This is a genomic window from Mesorhizobium sp. Root695 (assembly GCF_001428185.1).
Classification (GTDB): Bacteria; Pseudomonadota; Alphaproteobacteria; order Rhizobiales; family Rhizobiaceae; genus Mesorhizobium.
In genome coordinates this window covers 107429-129642 of record NZ_LMHO01000042.1, presented here as the reverse complement: position 1 = coordinate 129642, position 22214 = coordinate 107429, and the positions used below count along the sequence as shown (strand labels likewise).

Here is a 22214-nt window from a genome sequence, read left to right as displayed (position 1 = left end):
CCATTCGTCCATTGCTGCGCAGCATATTTTGCCCGCTATGCAGCATTTAGTGATCCCGCACTGCACAAACTGCTTGGAATTGTGAGGCTTTTGCGCATATCCTCAAAAAAGGCACAATCGTTATCGGCGGCTTACTCAGAGGCGCGCCGGTGTCCCCGGGAGGATGTAGATGGCCGCTAAAGACGATCCGATCATCATCAAGAAATACGCCAATCGCCGCCTCTACAACACCGGCACCAGCACCTATGTGACGCTCGAAGACCTCGCAGAGATGGTCAAGAAGGGCGAGGAGTTCACCGTCCAGGACGCCAAGACCGGCGACGACATCACGCATCCGGTGCTGACACAGATCATCTTCGAACTGGAGAACAAGGACGGGCAGAACATGCTGCCGATCCCATTCCTGCGCCAGCTGATCGCCTATTATGGTGACCAGATGCAGATGATCGTGCCGAGCTTCCTCGAACAGTCGATGCTCGCCTTCTCCAAGGAGCAGGAACGCTTTCGCGAGCAGATGAAGGGGGCGATCGGCAAGTCGCCGCTCGACATGATGAAGATCACCACGCCGATCAAGGCGCTGGAGGAGCAGACACGTCGCAACATGGAAATGTTCCAGAATGCGATGCGACTGTTCACGCCGTTCCCGCCCGCTGGCTCCGCGCCAGCCGCTGCGCCAACGCCCGAGCCGGCCAGGAAGGAAACGCCAGAAAAACCCGACGACCTTCAGGAACTGAAGGATCAGATCGCGGCCATGCAGCGCAAGCTCGACACGATGTCGTGAGCGATTGGCGCTCTCTTGATCTTACGGCAGCACGCCCTCATAGCGGCCGCGCGGCCTGATTACACTTGCGCTCGTTATCTGTTCGACCGTGTGCGCGGCCCAGCCGACGCTGCGTGCGAGCGCGAACAGGCGGAACGGTGCATCGCGCGGCAAGCCAAGGCTGCGCGTCAGGGCGGCCAGCCCAAAATCGATGTTGGGAAGCGCGCCGGTCGCGGCAAGGGCAGCGTCGCGCAGCGACGACAGTGTGCCGTCAACCTCGATCACCGAGAGCAGCGCCGCCCCTCGGGGATCGCCGTCGGGATAGAGTGGATGGCCGAACCCCGGCAGCGGCCGGTCATGGCTGAGCCAGCGCCGGATCGTCGCATCAGCGCCATGTCGCGCCGCATCCTCGGCCAGTTGCATCACCGCCTCGCCGGCGCCGCCATGGCGCGGTCCCGATAGTGTCGCGAGCCCAGCGAGCAGGCAGGCGGCCAGCGGCGCGCCGGTCGAGGCCGCGACGCGCGCGGCGAAGGTCGACGCATTCAGCTCATGATCGGCAAGCAGGACAAGCGCGCGGCGGATCGCTTCCGCGCCGCCAGCATCCACCGACCAGTCCTGCGCCAGCCGCTGATGGACCGGATCCGGTCCTACCGGTGCGCCCAGCGCGCCGGCCAGCATGCCGATCGCGTGCGCGGCATCGGCATGCAGCGAGGCGGCGCTGCGCCCAAGCGATGAGCGCCCCTGGCCGGCAAGCACGGCAAGTTGCGCAAAGGCCGAGGCCCGCCCAGCCTGATGGGGCGCATCCGGTGACGGTGCTTCAAAAGCGACCGGTTCCGGCAAAGCCCAGAGCACTGCGGCCGTCTCTTCCAATGTGGCATATGCAGAAAGCGCTGCGGCGTCCTGCCCACGATAGATGAGCCGACCGTGCGAGACGGTCGAAATCGCCGTTGCGATCGAGGGCTCGCCCCAGGCAATGGCGCTTTCAGCGATGACTGACGGGCTGCGTCCGCGCGCCCTCCGCATTGCCAGCGCTTCTATGTCATCGGCACGATACTGGCTGCGGCGCGGATCGGCGCGGTCGGGCCGCATGCCGATGCGCCCACGGCTGACATAGGCGTAGAGCGTCTGGGCCCGCACCTTGAGCCTTTCCAGCGCCTCTTCCCGTGACAACCACTCGGACATATCGGGCTCTGATATTGATTCTATTGATCAAGATTGATGGATGTGTTGCCCACCCTTATCTCCGATCCGGAAATGCTTCAAGGAGACAAGGCTATGGCGAATGGGCTCGATGACGTGGTGGCGGCGGAAACCGTGCTGTCCAACGTGGATGGTCTTGGCGGCCGTCTGACGATCCGAGGTCATTCGCTGCCGGAACTGGCCGGCCGCTGGGGTTATGCGCAGGTGGTTCGGCTGCTGCTGCATGGCTTTTTCGATGACCGTCCCGACGATGCGGAACTGACGCTGGCTCTGGGCCAGGCACGCGAGGACGTGTTCGAACAGCTTTTGCCCTCACTGCCCTTGCTGGCATCGCTCGATGTCTACAGCGCGATGCGCGCCGGCATGGCGCTGCTGCCGGACGGCGACACGCTGAGGGACGCCTTGCTGCTGATCGCGGCGCCCGCCGTGCTGACTCCAGCCCTGCTGCGCCTGCAGCGCGGCGAGGAGCCGATCGCGCCGGACCGCCGGGCCGATCATGCCGCCGACATGCTGAGGATGCTCAAGGGCAGCGTCGCTTCCCCGGGTCTGGCGAAAGCGCTCGACACCTATCTGGTGACCGTCTGCGACCACGGCCTCAACGCATCGACCTTCGCCACCCGCGTCGTCGCCTCGACACTGGCCGGCCTGACATCGTCCGTGCTGGCCGGGCTTGGCGCGCTCAAGGGACCGCTGCATGGCGGCGCGCCAGGCCCGGTGGTCGAGATGCTGGATGTGATCGCGGAGCATGGCGATGCCGCCGGCTGGCTGCGCGACGAGATCGCGCACGGCAGGCGCATCATGGGCTTCGGTCACCGCATCTACCGCGTGCGTGATCCGCGCGCCGATGTGCTGAAAGCGGTCGTGCGGCAACTGGGTAGCGAGGGCGAAACCGGCCGCCGGCTAGGCTTTGCGGAGACGGTCGAGCAAACGGCGCTCGAGGTGCTTCGGATCGCCAAGCCGCAGCGCTCGCTGCAGACCAATGTCGAGTTCTATACCGCGCTGCTGCTGGAGGCGGCGGGCTTTCCGCCGCAAGCTTTCAGCAATGTCTTTGCCGCCGGGCGTGTCGCCGGCTGGATTGCGCATGCGCGTGAACAGCAGACGACTGGACGGCTGATCCGGCCGCAGTCGCGCTATGTCGGGCCTGTGCCGGACTTGGTTGCCTGAAGCGTTTTTAGCTTTCGCTGGGGAGAGCGGCGGCTGTGCGGCCGCTCATGACGAAAATTTCATCTCGCCGCAAGATTCTGGCCGCTGTTATTGCGTCGCATTGAGCATATATGCTGCACTGCAACATAAGCTCGCTCTCGACGCAACCAGAGGATTCCGCCCTTGGCCACCAGGAAAACCGCAGTTATCACCGGCTCCACATCAGGCATTGGCCTGGCCATCGCTCAGGCGTTGGCGGCCGAAGGCCACAATGTCGTCGTCAACTCCTTCTCCGACACGGCCGCCGACCACGCCGTCGCCGATGCGATCGCCAGGCAGCACAAGGTGAAGACTGCCTACATCAAGGCGGACATGTCGAAGCCGGCTGAATGCCGCGCGCTGATCGCCAAGGCGGCCGAGAAATTCGGGTCGGTCGATATCCTGGTCAACAATGCCGGCATCCAGCATGTCGCGCCGGTGGAAGAGTTCCCGATCGAGAAATGGGACGCCATCATTGCTATCAACCTGTCGTCGGCGTTCCATACCATCGCAGCCGCAATTCCGGTGATGAAAAAGGCCGGTGGCGGCCGGATCGTCAACATCGCATCGGCGCACGGCCTGGTCGCGTCGCCATTCAAGTCGGCCTATGTCTCGGCCAAGCACGGCATCATGGGATTGACCAAGACCGTCGCGCTCGAACTGGCGCGTGACAAAATTACCTGCAACGCCATCTGCCCGGGCTACGTGCTGACGCCGCTGGTCGAGGCGCAGATCCCCGACCAGATGAAAGCCCACAACATGGACCGCGAGACCGTCATCCGCGAGGTCATGCTGGACAAGCAGCCGACCAAGGAATTCGTCACGGTCGAGCAGATCGCGGCGGCGGCGGTGTTCCTGTGCTCGGACGCGGCAGCGCAGGTCAATGGCACGCATCTCTCGGTCGATGGCGGCTGGACCGCCGCGTGAGGCGCAAAATTTTCTCATCGACCCAAACAGACGGATCAAGGACGACGCCATGACCAAAAACGGCAAGGCGGAGGAGACGAAGAAGATCAACGTAGCGCTTCAGGGCGGCGGCTCGCACGGGGCGTTTTCCTGGGGTGTGCTCGACCGGCTGCTGGAGGACGGACGGCTGGAGATATCAGCAGTGTCCGGCACCAGCGCCGGCGCGATGAACGCGGTGGCGCTGGCTGACGGTTTTGTCCGTGGCGGTGTTGAAGGCGCGCGGCAAAAACTCGACGATTTCTGGCGCGCGGTGGCGGCCAAGGGCCGGTTCAGCCCGGTGCGACGCATGCCGTGGGATGTCGCCTGGGGCAACTGGTCGATCGAGAACACACCAGGCTATCTCTTCTTCGACACCATGTCGCGGGTGTTCTCGCCCTACGTCGCCAACCCGCTCGGCCTCAATCCGCTGCGCGACGTTGTGCAGCAGGAGATCGATTTCGAGAATGTTCGCGCCTGCAAGTCGATGGAACTGTTCATCTCGGCGACCAATGTCGAGACCGGACAGTTGCGCGTCTTTTCCGACGGCGAGATCGACCTCGACACGGTGATGGCCTCGGCCTGCCTGCCGCAGCTGTTCCGCGCCGTCGAGATCAAGGGCGTGCCCTATTGGGACGGCGGCTATGGCGGCAACCCGGCGCTTTATCCGTTCTTCAAGACGGCGGCGACCGAGGACGTGCTTCTGGTGCAGATCAATCCGGTGGTGCGGGAGGGAACACCAAGGAGCGCCAACGAGATCCAGAACCGCATCGACGAGATCACCTTCAACGCCGGGCTGTTGCGAGAATTCCGCTCGATCGCCTTCGTCAAGGAGCTGATCGCCGCCGGCCGTCTGCCGCATGGCGAGTATCGCGACATCCGCATGCACCGCATCGATGCCGACGAGGCGTTCAAGGACCTGTCGGCGTCATCGAAGGTCAATGCCGAATGGGCGTTCCTGACCTATCTGCGCGATCTCGGCCGCACCGCAGCCAGCGACTGGCTGGAAGAGAATTACGACGCCGTCGGCAAACGTCCGACGCTCGATCTTTCTGGGGAACTGGACGACGGCTTCAAGCCGGTACGCGGTCCGGCACCTGGCCGGCGGGTCAAGGAATTCCTCGCTGTGCGCAAGAATCCCGAAGTGGTTCGCCGTCGGGCCTGAGCTGAAACCCGGCACAGCTGGTTTCATCGAGCCTTCAAGGTCAGGTCGATCACCCTGATCAGGGCGGCGGCGGCCTGCCGCTGCCCCTCCGGATCGCTGATCCGCGTCTTCATGCCTTCCAGCCCGTCGAGCAGCATGTCGGCAAGCAGTTGCGTCGACAGGCCCCGGGCCGCCAGATCGACGCCGTTCCTGGCTGCTTCGCCCTCGATCGCGGCGGCGATATGTTTGCCAAGTCCGCCGCGCCAGCAGCCCACCAGATCGCCAAGGCTCGACTTCATGTCCAGCAATTCGGCGCCGTGCGGCGAGGCAACGACGGCGCCCATCATCGAGATGAATGCCTCGTCGATGGCGCGCATCATGCGTTCGGTGAAAGCGCCGTCACCGGCCAGAGCCATTTGTGCCGCCTCGACCGAGCGCGACAGGATCATCATGGCGATGGCGCGGAAAATGTCGGTCTTGTTCTTGAACAGGAGATAGAGCGCCGGTCGCGACATGTCGGCGGCGCGGGCGATGTCGTCCATGGTGGTGCGGGAGAAGCCATAGGCCAAAAACACCTTCAGCGCCCCATCCAGGATACGGACGCGTTTGGGGTCGGCGGCGGCGATGTCTTCGATCTGATTCATGAAGCAATTCTACTCTGCAAAATCTTAATTGACAAAATGACGTAATTTGTCAATCTGTTTAAGGGCGGAGCGACCCAAGGAGGACGTTTCGTCCTTGGGCAGTGGACGACAACAAAGGGTATCCCCATGCGCCTCACCGTCGACGGTCAGTCATTCGATATCGATGCCGATCCAGACATGCCGCTGCTGTGGGCGCTGCGCGATCTCATTGGCAAGACCGGGCCGAAGTTCGGCTGCGGCATCGCCGCCTGCGGCGCCTGCACGGTTCATGTCGACGGTCAGCCGGTGCGTTCCTGCTCGCTTCCGGTCGGCAAGGTCAGCGGCGCCGTCACCACAATCGAAGGCATCGGCACGGCGGGCAGACTGCATCCGGTGCAGCAGGCATGGCTGGAGGAACAGGTCGCGCAATGCGGCTACTGCCAGGCCGGCCAGATCATGAGCGCGGTGGCGCTGCTCGACGAGGTCGCAGACCCGAGCGACGCCGATATCGACAACGCCATGGGCGGCAATCTCTGCCGCTGCGGCACCTATCCCAGGATTCGCTCGGCCATCAAGAAGGCCGCGGCGCTCAAGACGGCGGGGCTCTGACCATGGCCAGTGTCGGAAAGATCGCCCGCCGCACGTTTCTGATTGGCGCTGCCGCTGTCGCGGGCGGCGTCGCCGTCGGCTATTACTATTACCGCAAGCCTTTCCCCAATCCGCTTGAAGGAGATCTGGCCCAGGGCGAGGTGACGTTCAATCCCTATGTGAAGATCGGCGCCGACAACACCATCACCATCGTCGCGCCGCGCGCCGAGATGGGGCAAGGCATTTCGACGACACTCGCCGTCATGGTTGCCGAAGAGCTCGATGTCGGCCTCGATCGGGTCAAGGTCGAGCACGGACCGGCCTCCCATGCCTATTACAACGCGGTGATTCTCGAAGAGGGGGGTCCGTTCGCCTTCTTCGACGAGAGCATGACCGCGCAGGCGGTGCGCTCCGGCCTGGGTGTTGTGGGCAAGTTCCTTGCCCTGCAGGGCACTGGTGGTTCGACTTCGACACGCGATGGTTTTGACAAGATGCGGCAAGCGGGCGCAGCCGCCCGGCAGATGCTGATCGCGGGGGCGGCGCAGAAACTGGGCGTTGCCGCGGCCGATCTGGAAACGGCTGATGGTTCGATCCTGCATAAAGCGTCGGGCAAGTCGCTGACCTATGGCGCGGTCGCGGCGGCCGCTGCCGCGATGGCGCCGCCGGCCGAAGTCAGGCTCAAGGATCGGACCGACTGGAAACTGCTGGGAAAGCCGCAAAAGCGCATCGACATGCTGGCCAAGGTCACCGGGGCGCCGATCTTCGGCATCGATGTCCGGCTGCCGGACATGCTCTACGGCACGGTCAAGATGAGCCCGCGCTTCTGGTCGAGGCCGGTCAAGGCGGACCTCTCCAAGGCCGAGAAAATGCCCGGCGTGATCAAGATCGTGCCGCTCGAGACGAATTACGGCCATGGCTTCGGCATCATCGCCGAAAACACATGGGCAGCGTTCAATGCGGCCCAGGCGATCGACGCCCAGTGGTCCGATCCCGAGTATCCGCCCAGCAGTGCTGCCATTTCCGATGTGCTGAAGCAGGCGCTTGGCACCAAGGGCTCGGTGATGCGCGACAATGGCGATGTCGACACCGCCTTCGCCGACGCGCCGCGCGAAAGGATCGTCGAGGCCGACTATGGGGTGCCCTATCTGGCGCATGCGACGATGGAGCCGATGAACGCCACGGCGCAGCTCAGGGGCGGCGCGCTCGACATCTGGTGCGGCAACCAGGCGCCGACCCTGGTGCGGCAGCTCTGCGCCAACGCGGTCGGCATCGAGCAGGACAAGATCACCGTGCACACCACCTTCATGGGCGGCGGTTTCGGCCGGCGCGTCGAGATGGATTACGCGCTGTGCGCCGCGCTGATGGCCAAGGAGACAGGCGGGCGTCCGGTCAAGGTGACCTGGACGCGTGAAGAAGATATGCGCCACGACGCCTATCGACCGGCCGCTATCGGCAAGTTCCAGGCGCGGCTCGGCGACGATGGCATGCCGGTCGCCGTCGACATGAAGATGGCCGCGCCATCGATAACTGCCGGTATGCTGCGCCGGCTGTTCCCCTCTATATCGCCGCTCGGTCCCGACAAGACCATTGTCGATGGCGCCTATGACCAGCCCTACACCATCCCGAACTACCGGGTCAGTGGTGTCGCGGCGCCGGTCTCGATCCCTGTCGGCTCCTGGCGTTCGGTCGGCAGTTCGGTCAACGGCTTCTTCCATGAGGGCTTCATGGATGAGATCGCCGTCGCCGGCAAAATCGATCCGGTCGAGATGCGCAAGAGACTGATGGCCGCCTATCCCTCGGCGGTGAAGGTGGTGGAGAAAGTCGCCGCGATGGCGAAATGGGGCGAGGCGCTGCCCGCCGGCAAGGCCAAGGGCATGGCCTTTACGCTGTCCTTCGGCAGCTGGGTCGGCGAGATTGTCCAGGTGGCGGACACGCCGGCCGGTATCCGTATCGAGAAGGTGTGGATCGCCGCCGATGTCGGCACCGCGCTCGATCCCGGCATCATCGAGGCGCAGTTGGTTTCCGCCGCCATCTTCGGCCTGTCGGCGGCGATGGGTCAGGAAATCACCTTCGCCGACGGCATGGTCGAACAGTCGAACTTCCACGACTTCGATGCCATGCGCATCTTCCAGTGCCCGGTCTTCGAAGTGGCCATCCTGGAGAACTTCCACAAGATGGGCGGCGTCGGCGAGGTCGGTACGCCGCCGGCGGCTCCGGCGCTTGCCAACGCCATCTTCGCGCTCACCGGCAAGCGCATCCGCACGCTGCCGCTGTCGAAAACGGCTGCCTTCGTATGAAGAAGCTCCTCATCATGCTGACGCCTGCTGCCATGCTTGTCCTGGCAGTGCCGTTCGCGATCGCGCAAGAGAGCCAGACGCCGGCGCCGGTGACGCTCGACGCGGCAAAAGGCCTCTCCGAATGGGACAAGATCTATGCGGTGTTCGCGCATCCGCGCTGCGCCGACTGTCATGTCGCGGACGACCGGCCGCGCTGGTCCGGCGCGCATTATGGCGGCACCCGCGTTCACGCCTTCAATGTCCAGCGCGGTGCTGACGGTTCGGGCTTCGGCAATCCGGGCCTGCGCTGCACGACCTGCCATTTCTCAAGCAATTCCAATGCATTGTACGGGCCGCCCGGAGCCGAGAACTGGCATCTGGCGCCAGCCGAAATGGCCTGGTTCGGCAAATCCTCGGCGGAAATCTGCGCCCAGATCAAGGATCCCCTGCGCAATGGCAACCGCAGCTTGAAGGACATCGCGCTGCATGTTCGCGACGACAAATTGGTCGCCTGGGGCTGGGCGCCGGGGTCGGATCGTGAGCCGGCTCCGGGCTCCGCCGAAGCAACCTATCAAGCGATCGAAAACTGGGTTGCGGCGGGCGCTTCTTGTCCGGTGGCGCAATGAACTTGCAACTTTCGCACTATATTGCGGTGCAACTTTGATGTAGAAGCGCGCTTCGCCGATCACGGCAAATTGAACACGGCCCTGCGCGCACCCATATCGGCGACGCGCCCGCGTCATGAGGACGCTGGCCGAACCCGCAGTGGAAAAAACGACGATGCCGAGAATCAGGTTTCACAAGCTTGCAGCCATTGTTGTGCTCATTGGTTTCGCGGCCTGGATGGCGACTGGCGAGTTTTCGTCGGTCGGCAGCGTAGCCGCCAACAAGGCCAAGGCAGCCGAAGTCGAGCAGGCCAAGGCGCCGGACGCGGCCAAGCCCAAGACGGCGGGAGCCGAGCCGAAGGCACCGCTGCGCACCGTCGCGGTGGTGACGCCGCCGCGCAAGACCTATGCACGCGCCATCCGCGTTTCCGGATTGACCGAAGCCGATAAACGAGCGGTGCTGGGGGCGCGCGTTGCCGGTGTCATCGACAAGCTGCCGGTCAAGCAGGGCCAGCACGTCAAGACCGGCGATCTGGTGCTGATGCTTGCGGCGGAAGAAAAGATCTCCATGGTCGACAACGCCAAGCAGCTTGTGGTGCAGCGCCAGGCCGAGCTGGACGCCGCCCTGCGACTGATGAAAACCGGCAACCTGCCCAAGCTGCAGCTCGACACCGCGCGCTCGAACCTGACCTCGGCGCAGTCGCTGCTGGAAACGGCACAGGCCCTACTCGAGCGCAACGAGGTGAGGGCGCCTTTCGACGGCGTGATCGACCGGGTGCCGGTGGAACTTGGCAGTTCCATCAGGGAGGGCGGCGAGGTGGCAACCATCCTCAAGCTTGATCCGGTGATTGCCCGCGGCGAAGTCAGCGAGCGCGACCTCGGCTACCTCAAGCTGGGCGACAAGGCCAATGTCCGGCTGGTCAGCGGCCAGACGGTCGAGGGCACAGTGCGCTACATCAGCCGCGACGCGTCGTCGGCGACCCGCACCTTCCGCGTCGAGGTGGCGATCCCCAATGGCGATGGCTCCGTGCCGGCCGGCATGACGGCGGAAATCGCGCTCTACGCGCAACCGACCGACGCGGTCCTGCTGCCGCGCTCGGTGGTGACGCTCGGCGACAAGGGCGACCTCGGCATCCGTGCCGTGGGCAAGGACAACAAGGTGGCGTTCTTCCCGATCGATCTCGTCGACGACACGCCGACCGGACTCGTGCTTGGCGGCATCCCGGCCGATGCGCGCATCATCGTCGCCGGCCAGGAACTGGTGAAGGAAGGCGATCTGGTCAATCCGGTCGAGGCCGACCAGGCGACCATCAAGAAGCTGCTCGGCGAGGCGACTGCCGGCACGCAGTAGCAAGAGGTCGCGGCGGACTAGCCCTGGGCGGGGACAATCGGCTGCGACGCAGCTCCTGAAATTCAAGAACAGGCGTTAGCCATGGATATCGTCAGACTCGCAATCAACAATGCCCGCCTGACCATCTCGGTCCTGGTCTTCCTCATCCTAGCCGGCGCGGTCGCCTACCAGTCGACGCCGAAGGAAGCGGAGCCCGATGTTCCGATTCCGATGATGTATATCAGCCTGATCTATCAGGGTATTTCGCCCGAGGATTCGGAACGGCTGCTGTTGCGGCCGATGGAAAGCAAGCTGAAGAGCCTGAAGGGCCTCAAGGAAATGCGTTCGGCCGCCTTCCAGGGCGGCGGCTACGTGCTGGTCGAATTCCAGCCGCAGACGAACCTTGCCACCGCGCTGCAGGACACGCGCAGCAAGGTGCAGGACGCCAAGGCCGACCTGCCGCAAGCGGCCGAGGAACCGACGGTCAACGAAGTCAACATTTCCGAGTTTCCGGTGCTCGTCGTCACGCTGTCGGGTGAATTGCCCGAACGCGTGCTGACCGCCGCCGCGCGCGAACTGCGCGACCGCATCGAAGAGGTGCCCGGTGTTCTCGAAGGCTCGCTGCAGGGTGCGCGCGACGACCTCGTCGAGGTCGTCATCGATCCGATGAAGCTGTCTTCCTATGGTTTGCAGCTCGATCAACTGATCGGTGCGGTCGGCAACTCCAACAGCCTGGTCGCCGCCGGCAACATCGAAGGCTCGGAAGGCAAATACGCGGTCAAGGTGCCGTCGCTGATCGAAACGCCGGAGGATGTCGCGGCGCTGCCGGTGGTCTCCGGCCCCAATGCCGTGGTGCAGGCCAAGGATATCGCGACGATCCGCTCGACCTTCAAGGATGCCGAGACGGTGACCCGCCTCAACGGCAAGCCGGCCATCGCCATCGAAGTCAAGAAGCGCATCGGCTCCAACCTGATCGACACCATCGCCAAGGTGCGGACGGTGTCCGACGAGTTCGTCAAGTCCATGCCCGAGGGCATGAATGTCACCTACACGCAGGACAAGTCGGTCTTCGTCAACCAGCTGCTGGGCGATCTGCAGAACCACGTCATGATCGCCGTCATCCTGGTGTTCATCGTCATTCTCTACGCGCTGTCCGGCCGCGCCTCGCTGCTCATTGGCCTGGCCATTCCATCGTCCTTCCTGATCGGCATCCTGCTGCTGGCGATGATGGGCTACACGATCAACATGATCGTGCTGTTCAGCCTGATCCTGGCCGTCGGCATGCTGGTCGACGATGCCATCATCGTCACCGAGTTCGCCGAGCGACGGATGAGCGAAGGCATGCCCAAGGAGGAAGCCTTCGCGCTTGCCGCCAAGCGCATGGCTGGTCCGGTCATCGCCGCGACGATGACGCGTATCGCCGCCTTCTCACCGCTGCTCTTCTGGCCGGGCATCATTGGCGATTTCATGAAATACATGCCGATCACGCTGATCGTAACACTCTCGGCCTCGATGCTCTACGCGCTGGTCTTTGCACCGACGCTGGGTGCGATCTTCGCCAAGGCGCCGCCGCATCACGAGGATGACAATCGCGACGGCTGGTACATGGCAATCGTCAAGCAGGCGGTGCGCTTCCCCGTCACCGTGCTGGTGCTGACCGTCGCGCTGCTGTTCGGCGTCGGCTTTGCCTATTCGAAATATGGCGCCGGCGTCGAGTTCTTCCCGAATGTCGAGCCGGATTACGGCCTGCTCTACGTGCATGCGCGCGGCAATCTCTCGCTGGCCGAAATGGATACCGCAACCAAGATAGCGGAAAACAGGCTGCTCGGCTGGCCGGGCGTGAAGTCGGTTTACACCCGCGTCGGCAAGACGCAAGGCGGCGGCCAGGATGTTCCCGAAGACGTTGTTGGCGTCATCCAGTATGAGTTCATCGACTGGCGCGAGCGCAAGTCGGCGAACCACATCCTGGACGATTTGCGCGGCGTCATGGCCGGCATTCCCGGCGTCGATGTCGAGGTGCGCGTGCCGGAGGCCGGTCCGCCGACCGGCAAGCCGATCCAGATCAGGCTTTCGGCCGTCGACCCCAAGGGGCTCGACGACAAGGCTCGGGCCGTCGCGGCGCGCATCGGCAAGGTGCCTGGCGTCATCGACATTTCCGACGGTCTGCCGCCCCCCGGCGTCGACTGGGCGCTCGAGGTCGACCGCGCCAAGGCGGCGCAGTATGGCATCAGCCCGACCTCGGTCGGCACCGTGGTGCAACTGGTGACCAACGGGTTGAAGCTCTCGGAATATCGACCGGCCGGAGCCGATGACGCCGTCGACATCCGTCTGCGCCTGCCCGAGGACCGGCGCACGCTGTCGACGCTCGACGAGCTGCGGGTACAGACCTCGCAAGGCTCGGTGCCGATCTCGAACTTCGTCGTGCGCAAGCCCGAACCGACAGTCGGCATCCTCAACCGCATCGACGGCGCGCGTACGGTGGTCGTCCAGGCCAATGTCGCCGCCGGCGCGCAGGTCGCGGCCGTGCAGGAGCAGGTCACTAAAGCCGTCTCCGATATGGATCTGGGCAGCGGCATCCGCTGGAAGCTGGCCGGCTCGAACGAGGACAGCGCCGAAGCCAGCGCCTTCCTCAGCAAAGCATTCGGAGCGGCGATTTTCCTGATCTTCCTGGTGCTGCTCGCGCAGTTCAACAAGTTCACCAGCGTCTGGCTGGTGCTGTCCTGCGTGGTCATGGCGACGATCGGCGTGTTCCTCGGCCTGCTGATAACAGGCGAGACGTTCGGTATCGTCATGTCGGGCATCGGCGTCATCGCGCTGGCAGGCGTGGTGGTGAACAACAACATCGTGCTGATCGACACCTATGACCGGCTGCGCGAAGAGGGCTGGGACAAGGTAGAAGCGGTGCTGCAGACCTGCAGGGAACGTGCCCGCCCGGTGGTGCTGACCGCGGTGTCGGCCATTCTCGGCGTGCTGCCGATCGCCTTCGGCCTCGGCCTCGAAATCTTCCATCACGAGACGACGATCAACGCGCCGTCGACGCAGTGGTGGATTTCGCTGTCCTCGGCGATCGTCTTCGGCCTGTCCTTCGCCACCGTGCTGACGCTGGTGGTGACGCCGTCGATGCTGATGGTGTTCACCCGCGCAAAGGTCAAGCCGGGTGCACGGCGCGGCTGGTTCAGCCGGCTGTTCCGCCGCGGCAAGGGCGAGATTTCGTCGACCGATGAGCCGGGGCAGGATGTCGGAGCCGAGCCGGAGATCGCCTTTCCGAAAGCCGCAGAATAGACCATTGCCGATTTGACCGGCAAAGGCCGCCCGGAACAACCGGGCGGCCTTTTGCATTGTCCCCCCAAGGGCGATGCGAAAGCATTGTCCCGTGGCAACGTCAAAGCGCGGGGTTCCTATGCCGATCACCACCATTCTCATTATCGTCCTTATCCTTGTCCTCATCGGCGCGGTGCCGGCCTGGCCGCATTCGCGCTCCTGGGGGTATGGGCCGTCGGGCATTGTCGGCGTGGTGCTGGTGGTGCTTCTGGTGTTGCTGCTGATGGGGCGGCTCTGAGCCGCCCTTTCGGTCCGTAGAGAGACTTTTCAGTCTGAAGGGACGGGGGCGGCAGGCTCGTAGCCGCGCGCCCGCCTTGCCTGTCAGGCAGCCTTCGCAGCGCGATTCACGGTGGCGATGCCGATATCCTTGAGCGCCTCGGTGACCGCCTGATCCAGCGGCGTATGCGGGATCGCACCGATGATGCCTTCCAGCCTTGCCGAAACCAGTTGGTGCGGCTCGAAGCGCAGGTAGGACATCGAGACGATCTCGCGCCACATCGCCACGAACGGGCTGCCGGCGCGCAGCACCCACCAGGCCATCGAGGTCATCTTGAGCGGGCGACCAAGCGCCTTTTCTGCTGCTGCCTTGATCTCCAGGTCGGTGACGGCATGGCCCGGGAAGTTCAACGCTTCGAAGGAGCCGAGCTTGTCCAGGTTTTGCACCAGCCCAACGAAAGCCTTGGCCAGATCCGGCAGGTAGGCCCATTCATGCACCAGATCGACCGGGCCGGGCGCGGTATAGATGCCCTTGTTCATCTTGGCGGCCACGACCAGATCGAACCACGAGCCGCTGCCGGTGCCGCCGAAGAAGTCGCCGGCCCGCAGAAGAATGGTGCGGACGCGCCCGGCGTCGGCCTCGCGGCGAAACAGGTCTTCCATGGCGACGCGGATGCGACCCTTTTCGGTCGTCGGGTGGAAGGGCGTGTCTTCTGATATCACCGCCGGAATCGGCGAACCGAAATTGTAGACGTTGCCCGGAGCAAGGTGCAAAGCGCCGTTCGCCCGGCAGGCGGCCACGACGTTCTCGGCCATCGGCATGCACTTGACCCATTCGGTGTAGATCGGGTTTAGGCCGTTGAAGATTATGTCAACACCTTCCGTGGCGCGGATAAGCGCATCGCGGTCGAGCCCGTCACCGGCAACGGCCGTGGCACCCTTGAGTCCGGCCGGCACCTTACCGCTGCGGGTGACGGCGCGGACCTCGTAGCCGGCGTCGATGAAGGCCTTGGCGGCCACGCGGCCGAGCCGGCCATTGGCACCGAGAATTGCGATCTTGGTCATTGGAAGTACTCCTGGGTTCGGATTTGCGTGGTCGGTTGGAGGCGCGATCAGCGACAAGCACGATCGGGATCAGCGATTGCCGAAGAGGTTGCGGTTGCTGCCCTGCGGGACCGGCTTGTGGACGGCCGCATCCGGCTTGCGGATCGAGGTGGTGATCGTGCTGTCGGCGCTGACGACGGGGGCAGCCGGCTGGCTGGCGTTGTTCGAGCCAAACTTGTCGCTGCCGGCATAAGCGGTGGCCGTAGCGATGAGGATGGCGGCGGCGGTGAGAGCGATCTTTTTCATTTCTGGTCTCCTTGTTGGTGTTTGCAGCCCGAATATGATGGCCTCTCAGGTGAATTGAAATTGACTATGAATGGAGTTTTGATATTCAGAAATGAATGGCCGAAATCGACTGGAACCTGATCAAGAGCTTTGTCACCGTGGCGGAAACCGGCAGCCTGTCGGCTGCCGCGCGAAAGCTCTCGGCAAGCCAGCCGACGCTTGGCCGTCACATCGGCGAGCTCGAACAGGCGCTCGGCGTCGCGCTGTTCCGGCGTGGACGGCGCGGCTATGAACTGACGGAGGCCGGCAGCACGCTGTTCGAACGCGGCAAGGCGGTCAGCGAGCAGGCAAGCGCCTTCTCACTGCTGGCGCTGGGTTCGGTCGAGGCCATCGAAGGTACGGTGCGCATCGCCGCCAGCGAGGTGGTGGCGGCCTATGTGCTGCCCGAGATGACGATGCGATTGGGGATCGAGGAACCCGGCATCGAGGTCGAGATCGTTGCTTCAAACCAGGTCGAGAACCTGTTGCGCAGGGATGCCGACATCGCCATCCGCATGGTCAAGCCGGCGCAGAATGAGCTGACGGCGCGCAAGATCTGCGATATTCCGCTCTGCGCCTGCGCCGCCAGATCCTATCTCGACCGGCGCGGCCATCCGCTGAATCCCGTCGACCTTGTCGACCACGATTTGGTCGGCTTCGACCGCAGCGACGACATCATCAGAGGCTTTACCCAGTATGGCATCCCGGTCACCCGCAGCAGTTTTCGCTTCCGGGCCGACAACCAGATCGTTTTGTGGGAAGCGGTGCGGGCGGGAAACGGCATCGGTCTCGGCCAGGAGCCGCTGGTGGATCGCGACCCATTGGTGGAGAAGCTGCTGCCTGATCTGCCACTGCCCGTTCTGCCGGTGTGGCTGGCCATGCATCGCGACGTCCGTACCAGCGTGCGCATCCGCCGGGTAGTGGATTTCCTCTACGAGGAACTGAAACGCTATTCGGCGGGCGCTGCCGCGAATTCGGCGCGGTGAGCGAGTCCGGCCATCAGCAACACGACGATCAGCAGCCCTGACATAGCGACGAAGATCGGGCCGAAGCTGGAGTGCTCGGCAACGAAGCCGATCGCTGATGGCGCCACCAGGATGCCTGAGTACCCCATGGTGGTGACGACGCTCATGCCGGTGCCCGACGACATGCCTTCCTGGTTGCCGCCAGCCGAGAAGATGATCGGCACCATGTTGGCGATGCCGAAGCCGCACAAGGCAAAGGCGGCGATCGCAAGCCAGGGCGAGGGCGACAGTCCGGCGATCAGCATGCCGGCGGCCGCGACAACCGCCGAGCCGCGCAGCGTCGCCACCGCGCCGAAGCGGTTGCGCACGCCGTCGCCGAAGAAGCGCATGATTGCCATGACACCGGAAAAGGCCGCGTATGCGAGGCCGGCGATGGCAAGGTCGGCGCCGAGTTCCTGCCTGAGATACAGCGCTGCCCAGTCGAGCACCGCGCCCTCGGAGATCATCGTCAGCAGGGCCATCAGGCCAACTAGATAGACCAGCGGGTTTGCCGGCAGCGTAAATTTGTGATGCCCCGCCGCCTGCGGCCTGCCCTCGCCGACCAGATGGCGAACCGCCACCGCGATTACCGCCAAGGCGAATGCGGTGACCACCGCCGCATGAGCGAGATGGCCGAAAGTCTGGATGGCGAATCCGCCGAGGCCGCCGCCCGCGAATCCGCCGAGGCTCCAGAAGCCGTGCGACGACGACATGATGGCGCGGGAGAGCCGTCGTTCGACCACCACGGCATTGGCGTTCATGGCGACGTCCATGCCGCCGATCGAGCCACCAAAGATGAACATGGCGATGGCTGCCAGCGGCACGTTGGGTGCCAATGCCACGACCAGCAGGCCGAGGCTGCCGCAAAGGCCGAACCAGCGCAGCACGGTGCGCGAACCATGTCTGGAGATCAAATGACCGCACCAGGTCATGGCGGCGACGGCGCCCGCGCCGAACAGCAGGATCAGCAGGCCGAGCGTGAACTTCGAGATGTCGAGCCGGGCCAGGAACACCGGGATCTGCGGCGCCCAGCTGCCGGTCAGGAAGCCGTTGGCGAGGAAAATGGCCGCCACGGCCCATCGTCCACGAATGGCAGTCTGCATGGCATTCGAAGCGTTCATAAGGCGAATCCGGTCAGAAAATGGCTTCGCGCGGCAAATTAGATCGATTCAATTTTCAGTCAAGCACTGTTTCGGGAAAGCATTTGGACCAAACGAGGCGATCGAGAGTGTCGACGGTTGACCTAGTGGTCCTTGGGTCGCCTTGCCTCGAATTCGGCCTTCTTGGCGTCCGAGGCCTCGGTCTGGTTGAGCGCCTGCCATTGCGCGTAAGGCATGCCGTAGACGATCTCGCGCGACTGGTCCTTGGTGAGGTCGATGCCGTCGGCATTGGCCGCCTCGCGATACCAGTTCGACAGGCAGTTGCGGCAGAAGCCGGCGAGGTTCATCAGGTCGATGTTCTGCACGTCGTTGCGCTCGCGCAGATGCTCGACCAGCCGGCGAAAGGCGGCAGCCTCGAAATCGCGTTGCTGCTCGTCACTGAGTTCGGTCATGGTCACAGCCTCCGTCATAGCGGCCCGGTGCGGGAGCCGAATTGCTTGACCACATGTATATCGGGACGGCGGTCGATGGCGTCAACGATCGGCGCCAGGCGTTCGGCCCAGGCGAGCGCGCCCTTCTGGTCAGCGATCAGGTCCTGGCGGATCTCGATCAGCGCATGGGCGAAACCGTTGACGATGGCATGCTTGTACATGGTGTCGCCACGCAGCGCGCCGTCATAGGGCTCGTTGTCGCCGACGACGAGGTTTTTATCCTCTGCCAGCATGTCGATCAGCGGCCGTGCCACGCGGTCGTCGAGGTCCCACAGGATGCCGACATGCCAGGGACGCTGGATTCCTTGCATGGTTGGGGTGAAGGAATGCACGGAGAAGATGAAGGGCGCCTGGGCAGAGGCCTGCGCGACCGAGGCGATCATGGCGCCGACGGCGTCGTGATAGGGCCGGTAGAAGCGGTCGAGCCGTCTTTCGCGCTGCTCTGGAGCGATGGGGTAATTCCCGGGCACGACGGTGCCGTCATAGAGCTGGCGAATGAGCGTCGGATCGTCCTCGCCACGATTGGGATCGATCAGCAGCCGCGAAAAATTGGCGAGCACCGCCGGCACACCAAGCAGAGCGGCCAGTTCGCGCGTCACCGCCTCGACGCCGATGTCATAGGCTATGTGGCGGTCGAACTCCGCCAAGGGGAGGCCGAGGCTGCCATAGTCGTCGGGCAGGTCGCGGCGGGCATGATCGCCCAGGAGCACGATGCCTCGCTTGCGGTCGCCTTCGACAACATCGAAAGGCGCGAAAACTGTGGATCGGGTCATTGGTGGGAAATGGTCTGTTCGCTGGCTTCCGGGGAGGGTGCTATCGTCATTTCACGAAGACGACGCTTGCGCAATGCCGTTGTTTGGCCAAGGTTTCCCGGGAAATCTGGCAGGAGTCGGCGAATTGTGCGCCGGAGCCTTTCTAAATCGATTGGAATTGAACAAAACGGTGCGTTGACATGCGCCCGGACTTTTCCGAAAAGGGGCGCAGAGAGATGCTGATGTGGTTCTTGAGGGGTTTTCGGATGAGTTCCGCCGGCAGGCAGCGCATGCGCTCTGCCTTTGCCATGCCGCTCCTGAGCCTTGCCGTGGGCCTGTCGGCGGTGGCCATGGCCTCGCCGGCGCGCGCCGATTTCCGCGTCTGCAACGCCACGCAGAACCTGGTCGGCGTCGGTATCGGCTATCGCGCCAAGGCCGGCTGGATCACCGAGGGCTGGTGGCACATCGAGGGATCGAGCTGCAAGACGCTGATCGAAGGGCCGCTGTCATCAAGGTTTTACTATCTTTATGCAGAAGACGCCGAGCGCGGTGGACGCTGGGACGGCCCGATCAACATGTGCGTGGCTGAAAAAGAGTTCAAGATCGCCGGCGTAACCGACTGCGTCGCCCGGGGCTTCCAGCGCGCCGGATTCCAGGAATATGACACGGGCGAACAGGCAAGCTGGATGGTCCAGCTGACCGATGAGTCCACAACGGGAGGCGCTCCAGCCGCCCCGGGAACAAACAGTCAATGAGACGTAGCCGCAAGGTCAAGATCCTAGCCACCATCGGTCCGGCCTCCTCGTCGGAGGAGATGCTGAAGAAACTGTTCGAAGCGGGCGCCGATGTGTTCCGCATCAATATGAGCCATACCGATCACGAACTGATGCGCACGCTGGTCGCGCGCATCCGCGCTGTCGAGGAAGCAGTCGGCCGGCCGATCGGCATCCTGGCCGATCTGCAGGGTCCCAAGCTGCGCGTCGGCAAGTTCGCCAATGGCAGGGAAGTGCTGACCGTCGGCCAGACCTTCACGCTCGACGACAATCCCGAGCCCGGCACGTCGACCAGGGTCTATCTGCCGCATCCGGAAATCCTGACCTCGGTCGAAGCCGGCCATCGCCTGCTGATCGACGACGGCAAGCTCGAGCTGAAGGCGGTGAGAAGCGACGGCAAGTCGATCGTCTGCACCGTCGTCGCCGGCACCACGATCTCCGACAAGAAAGGCGTCAGCCTGCCCGACACCGACCTGCCGGTCGGTGCGCTGACCGAGAAGGACCGCAAGGATCTCGATGCCGTGCTGGCGACAGGCGTCGACTGGGTCGCGCTGTCCTTCGTGCAGCGGCCGGAGGATCTGGCCGAGGCGCGCAAGATCGCACGCGGCCGGGCGCTGATCATGGCCAAGATCGAAAAGCCGCAGGCCGTAGCGCGGCTGGCCGAGATCATCGAACTGTCCGACGCGCTGATGGTCGCCCGCGGCGATCTCGGCGTCGAGATGCCGCTCGAGGCGGTGCCCGGCATCCAGAAGCAGATCACGCGCGCCGCACGCCGCGCCGGCAAGCCGGTGGTGGTTGCAACGCAGATGCTGGAATCGATGATCACTGCACCGGTGCCGACCCGCGCCGAGGTGTCCGATGTTTCGATCGCCGTCTTCGAAGGCGCCGATGCCATCATGCTGTCGGCGGAATCAGCAGCCGGCGCCTATCCGGTCGAGGCGGTGGCGATGATGAACCGTATCGCCACCAAGGTCGAAACCGATCCGACCTATGCCGGCATCATCAATGCCCAGCGCTCCGAGCCGGAAGCGACCGGCGCCGACGCCATTTCGCTGGCCGCGCGCGAGATCGCCGAAACGCTGAAGCTGTCGGCGATCATCACCTACACGGCATCCGGCACCACCGGTCTGCGCGCCGCCCGTGAGCGGCCGCAGGTGCCGATCATCGCCCTGTCGCCGATCCTCAACACGGCGCGACGGCTGTCGCTTTTGTGGGGCACGCATTGCGTCGTCTCACCCGATGCAATCGATCTTGACGACATGGTCGACCGCGCCTGCCGCATCGCCTTCGACGAAGGCTTCGGCAAGCCCGGCGACCGCGTCATCATCACCGCGGGTGTGCCGCTGAGGACGCCGGGCTCGACCAACATGCTGCGCATCGCTTATATCGGGTCGGACACGCAAGCCAGCCGCTAACCTTTAGGTCGGCGCCAGTTCGGCGTCCGGCACCTTGATGTCGACGCATTTGCCGGCACCGAAGGCGTCGTTGGCAATCCGTGCTTCCACCGCCTTCGTCATCGCCTGCAGGTCGATATCCTTGCCGGCAATTTTTCCGATCGCGCCGACGACGAGATCGGATGCGATCCAGTCCGGCTTGTGGCCAAGATTGTGCACCCAGACCAGTTCGGCACGGGGGATATCGCGCACGAGGCCGACCGAATGGATCGTGGCATAGACCACCTTGTCGCGGTCACCGGAGATGACAATTGTCGGCGCCTTGATCTCGCGGTAGTGCGGCGAGGCGTCGACCGCATAGCGGTAAAGCCCCGCGACATCGGTGGCGTTGGCGCGAAAGGCATTGGGCCTGAGCACCAGCGGAATCGAAACCTCGCCGGCATAGTTGTCCGGCACCTTGTTTGGCGCGAATACGCAGGTGGTGGCCTCTGCCATCTGCAGCGTTCCGGCCGGGTAGGTCAGCGTTTCGGAAAACAACCAGCCGACTACCGGCATGGTGGTCAGATTGTAATACCAAGAGGTTGCGCCGCCCGGCCAAGGATGGGTCGCCGGCGCGAGAAAGACCAGCCCGAGTGTCTTGTCTGGATGCTCGCGGCCGAAGGCCGATGTCACCACACCGCCGAAGGAATGGCCGACGATGACGGCTTTTTTCATGCCGAGACGGTCCATCAGCGCGGCAATGGTGTTGGCCTGCGTCGACGGGTCCTCGTTGTTGCCGGGGCCGCGCCCCGACCAGCCGTGGCCTGGCCGATCGAAGAACAGCATTTCGGCACGCCCTTCCAACAGCGGGCGCAGCGGCAGCATCTGGTCCCTGAGATTGGCGCTGGCGCCGTGGATGAAGACGATCGGCGGCAGGTCGGGATTGGCGGGTGCGGGAACATGGACATAGTGGATGGGGGCGCCGTTGATTTCGGCGAATTCGCCGATCGGCGGATTGCGGCGCTCGATCAGCCATGAGCCGACGCGGGTGACGCCGACAAGGCTGAAGACAAGCGCCATCAGGAAGGCGAGGACGGCGTAGATCAGGTTCATGGGAAGATATACGGGCGTGGAGGGGGATAAGTTCTGGAATAGGCAGTGTGTTC

General features: G+C 64.0%; 21 protein-coding genes. 13 read left to right on the top strand and 8 right to left on the bottom strand.

Translation table 11 applies throughout. The annotated features are described in order from the left end of the window. Positions 1-169: 169 nt before the first annotated feature. Positions 170-781, top strand: a complete 612-nt coding sequence (gene phaR, locus ASD99_RS25955) for a polyhydroxyalkanoate synthesis repressor PhaR (RefSeq protein WP_056586571.1) — start codon at positions 170-172, stop codon at positions 779-781. 21 nt (positions 782-802) lie between these two features. On the opposite strand, the gene ASD99_RS25950 is transcribed toward phaR, so the two are convergent. After that, positions 803-1942 carry a citrate synthase gene (locus ASD99_RS25950; RefSeq protein ID WP_057145338.1) on the bottom strand — a complete coding sequence of 380 codons (1140 nt, stop codon included), beginning with the start codon at positions 1940-1942 and terminating at the stop codon, positions 803-805. A gap of 93 nt (positions 1943-2035) precedes the next feature. Between ASD99_RS25950 and ASD99_RS25945 the strand changes: the two genes are divergently transcribed. The 3 genes from ASD99_RS25945 (at position 2036) to ASD99_RS25935 (ending at position 5249) form a co-directional block, all read left to right on the top strand. After that, a complete protein-coding gene (locus ASD99_RS25945; RefSeq protein WP_057145417.1) occupies positions 2036-3124 on the top strand; it encodes a citrate synthase/methylcitrate synthase in 1089 nt (362 codons plus the stop codon). Positions 3125-3286: 162 nt separating this feature from the next. Further along, positions 3287-4069, top strand: coding sequence for a 3-hydroxybutyrate dehydrogenase (locus ASD99_RS25940; protein ID WP_057145337.1), 783 nt, complete (start codon positions 3287-3289; stop codon positions 4067-4069). A 49-nt stretch (positions 4070-4118) separates the two neighbouring features. Continuing rightward, positions 4119-5249: a patatin-like phospholipase family protein gene (locus ASD99_RS25935; protein ID WP_057145416.1), complete on the top strand. Its 1131-nt coding sequence runs from the start codon at positions 4119-4121 to the stop codon at positions 5247-5249. A gap of 23 nt (positions 5250-5272) precedes the next feature. Here the strand turns inward: ASD99_RS25935 and ASD99_RS25930 are convergent, their stop codons facing one another. Continuing rightward, positions 5273-5872, bottom strand: a complete 600-nt coding sequence (locus ASD99_RS25930) for a helix-turn-helix domain-containing protein (RefSeq protein WP_056586584.1) — start codon at positions 5870-5872, stop codon at positions 5273-5275. 126 nt (positions 5873-5998) lie between these two features. Here ASD99_RS25930 and ASD99_RS25925 point away from each other — a divergent pair, with 126 nt between their 5' ends. From ASD99_RS25925 to ASD99_RS32780, 6 genes are all read left to right on the top strand, one after another. Next, a complete protein-coding gene (locus ASD99_RS25925) occupies positions 5999-6460 on the top strand; it encodes a (2Fe-2S)-binding protein (protein ID WP_057145336.1) in 462 nt (153 codons plus the stop codon). Between the two features lie 2 nt (positions 6461-6462). Next, on the top strand, positions 6463-8736 hold the full coding sequence (locus ASD99_RS25920) for a xanthine dehydrogenase family protein molybdopterin-binding subunit (protein ID WP_057145335.1): 2274 nt from the start codon (positions 6463-6465) through the stop codon (positions 8734-8736). Continuing rightward, positions 8733-9341: a hypothetical protein gene (locus tag ASD99_RS25915; protein WP_057145334.1), complete on the top strand. Its 609-nt coding sequence runs from the start codon at positions 8733-8735 to the stop codon at positions 9339-9341. The genes ASD99_RS25920 and ASD99_RS25915 overlap by 4 nt, the downstream gene beginning before the upstream one ends. 154 nt (positions 9342-9495) lie before the next feature. Then, positions 9496-10671 (top strand): efflux RND transporter periplasmic adaptor subunit, encoded by a 1176-nt coding sequence (locus ASD99_RS25910; protein ID WP_082583431.1) that lies wholly within the window; start codon positions 9496-9498, stop codon positions 10669-10671. 81 nt (positions 10672-10752) lie between these two features. Continuing rightward, positions 10753-13932, top strand: a complete 3180-nt coding sequence (locus ASD99_RS25905; RefSeq protein ID WP_057145333.1) for an efflux RND transporter permease subunit — start codon at positions 10753-10755, stop codon at positions 13930-13932. A 118-nt stretch (positions 13933-14050) separates the two neighbouring features. Further along, positions 14051-14209 (top strand): DUF3309 family protein, encoded by a 159-nt coding sequence (locus tag ASD99_RS32780; RefSeq protein WP_082525418.1) that lies wholly within the window; start codon positions 14051-14053, stop codon positions 14207-14209. An 83-nt stretch (positions 14210-14292) separates the two neighbouring features. Here ASD99_RS32780 and ASD99_RS25900 read toward each other — a convergent pair whose 3' ends face one another. Further along, positions 14293-15252, bottom strand: a complete 960-nt coding sequence (locus ASD99_RS25900; protein ID WP_057145332.1) for an SDR family oxidoreductase — start codon at positions 15250-15252, stop codon at positions 14293-14295. Positions 15253-15321: 69 nt separating this feature from the next. Further along, positions 15322-15537, bottom strand: a complete 216-nt coding sequence (locus tag ASD99_RS25895; RefSeq protein WP_057145331.1) for a DUF680 domain-containing protein — start codon at positions 15535-15537, stop codon at positions 15322-15324. Positions 15538-15632: 95 nt separating this feature from the next. On the opposite strand from ASD99_RS25895, the gene ASD99_RS25890 reads away from it, so the two are divergent. Beyond that, entirely contained in the window at positions 15633-16541 is a 909-nt protein-coding gene (locus ASD99_RS25890; protein ID WP_057145330.1) for a LysR family transcriptional regulator, read from the top strand. On the opposite strand, the gene ASD99_RS25885 is transcribed toward ASD99_RS25890, so the two are convergent. The 3 genes from ASD99_RS25885 to ASD99_RS25875 all read right to left on the bottom strand — a co-directional run bounded on the left by ASD99_RS25885 (position 16505) and on the right by ASD99_RS25875 (position 18923). Then, a complete protein-coding gene (locus ASD99_RS25885) occupies positions 16505-17680 on the bottom strand; it encodes an MFS transporter (RefSeq protein WP_057145329.1) in 1176 nt (391 codons plus the stop codon). The two genes, ASD99_RS25890 and ASD99_RS25885, sit on opposite strands and share 37 nt — an antisense overlap. 122 nt (positions 17681-17802) lie before the next feature. Then, positions 17803-18111, bottom strand: a complete 309-nt coding sequence (locus ASD99_RS25880; RefSeq protein WP_056586606.1) for a DUF1244 domain-containing protein — start codon at positions 18109-18111, stop codon at positions 17803-17805. Between the two features lie 14 nt (positions 18112-18125). After that, positions 18126-18923, bottom strand: a complete 798-nt coding sequence (locus tag ASD99_RS25875) for an N-formylglutamate amidohydrolase (protein WP_056586609.1) — start codon at positions 18921-18923, stop codon at positions 18126-18128. A 287-nt stretch (positions 18924-19210) separates the two neighbouring features. Between ASD99_RS25875 and ASD99_RS25870 the strand changes: the two genes are divergently transcribed. Continuing rightward, positions 19211-19657 carry a DUF1036 domain-containing protein gene (locus ASD99_RS25870; protein ID WP_413813954.1) on the top strand — a complete coding sequence of 149 codons (447 nt, stop codon included), beginning with the start codon at positions 19211-19213 and terminating at the stop codon, positions 19655-19657. After that, entirely contained in the window at positions 19654-21090 is a 1437-nt protein-coding gene (pyk, locus tag ASD99_RS25865; RefSeq protein WP_056586612.1) for a pyruvate kinase, read from the top strand. The genes ASD99_RS25870 and pyk overlap by 4 nt, the downstream gene beginning before the upstream one ends. Positions 21091-21093: 3 nt before the next feature. On the opposite strand, the gene ASD99_RS25860 is transcribed toward pyk, so the two are convergent. Beyond that, positions 21094-22161 (bottom strand): alpha/beta fold hydrolase, encoded by a 1068-nt coding sequence (locus ASD99_RS25860; protein WP_057145328.1) that lies wholly within the window; start codon positions 22159-22161, stop codon positions 21094-21096. Positions 22162-22214 lie beyond the last annotated feature (53 nt).

Excerpts from the sequence above, each read along its gene's own strand:
- ASD99_RS32780 (WP_082525418.1), top strand. The coding sequence starts at position 14,051 with ATGCCGATCACCACCATTCTCATTATCGTCCTTATCCTTGTCCTCATC.
- ASD99_RS25885 (WP_057145329.1), bottom strand. The coding sequence starts at position 17,680 with ATGAACGCTTCGAATGCCATGCAGACTGCCATTCGTGGACGATGGGCC.
- ASD99_RS25900 (WP_057145332.1), bottom strand. The coding sequence starts at position 15,252 with ATGACCAAGATCGCAATTCTCGGTGCCAATGGCCGGCTCGGCCGCGTG.
- ASD99_RS25915 (WP_057145334.1), top strand. The coding sequence starts at position 8,733 with ATGAAGAAGCTCCTCATCATGCTGACGCCTGCTGCCATGCTTGTCCTG.
- ASD99_RS25920 (WP_057145335.1), top strand. The coding sequence starts at position 6,463 with ATGGCCAGTGTCGGAAAGATCGCCCGCCGCACGTTTCTGATTGGCGCT.
- ASD99_RS25905 (WP_057145333.1), top strand. The coding sequence starts at position 10,753 with ATGGATATCGTCAGACTCGCAATCAACAATGCCCGCCTGACCATCTCG.
- ASD99_RS25860 (WP_057145328.1), bottom strand. The coding sequence starts at position 22,161 with ATGAACCTGATCTACGCCGTCCTCGCCTTCCTGATGGCGCTTGTCTTC.
- ASD99_RS25875 (WP_056586609.1), bottom strand. The coding sequence starts at position 18,923 with ATGACCCGATCCACAGTTTTCGCGCCTTTCGATGTTGTCGAAGGCGAC.
- ASD99_RS25870 (WP_413813954.1), top strand. The coding sequence starts at position 19,211 with ATGCCGCTCCTGAGCCTTGCCGTGGGCCTGTCGGCGGTGGCCATGGCC.
- ASD99_RS25950 (WP_057145338.1), bottom strand. The coding sequence starts at position 1,942 with ATGTCCGAGTGGTTGTCACGGGAAGAGGCGCTGGAAAGGCTCAAGGTG.
- ASD99_RS25880 (WP_056586606.1), bottom strand. The coding sequence starts at position 18,111 with ATGACCGAACTCAGTGACGAGCAGCAACGCGATTTCGAGGCTGCCGCC.
- ASD99_RS25930 (WP_056586584.1), bottom strand. The coding sequence starts at position 5,872 with ATGAATCAGATCGAAGACATCGCCGCCGCCGACCCCAAACGCGTCCGT.
- phaR (WP_056586571.1), top strand. The coding sequence starts at position 170 with ATGGCCGCTAAAGACGATCCGATCATCATCAAGAAATACGCCAATCGC.
- ASD99_RS25910 (WP_082583431.1), top strand. The coding sequence starts at position 9,496 with ATGCCGAGAATCAGGTTTCACAAGCTTGCAGCCATTGTTGTGCTCATT.
- ASD99_RS25945 (WP_057145417.1), top strand. The coding sequence starts at position 2,036 with ATGGCGAATGGGCTCGATGACGTGGTGGCGGCGGAAACCGTGCTGTCC.
- ASD99_RS25895 (WP_057145331.1), bottom strand. The coding sequence starts at position 15,537 with ATGAAAAAGATCGCTCTCACCGCCGCCGCCATCCTCATCGCTACGGCC.
- ASD99_RS25935 (WP_057145416.1), top strand. The coding sequence starts at position 4,119 with ATGACCAAAAACGGCAAGGCGGAGGAGACGAAGAAGATCAACGTAGCG.
- ASD99_RS25925 (WP_057145336.1), top strand. The coding sequence starts at position 5,999 with ATGCGCCTCACCGTCGACGGTCAGTCATTCGATATCGATGCCGATCCA.
- ASD99_RS25890 (WP_057145330.1), top strand. The coding sequence starts at position 15,633 with ATGGCCGAAATCGACTGGAACCTGATCAAGAGCTTTGTCACCGTGGCG.
- pyk (WP_056586612.1), top strand. The coding sequence starts at position 19,654 with ATGAGACGTAGCCGCAAGGTCAAGATCCTAGCCACCATCGGTCCGGCC.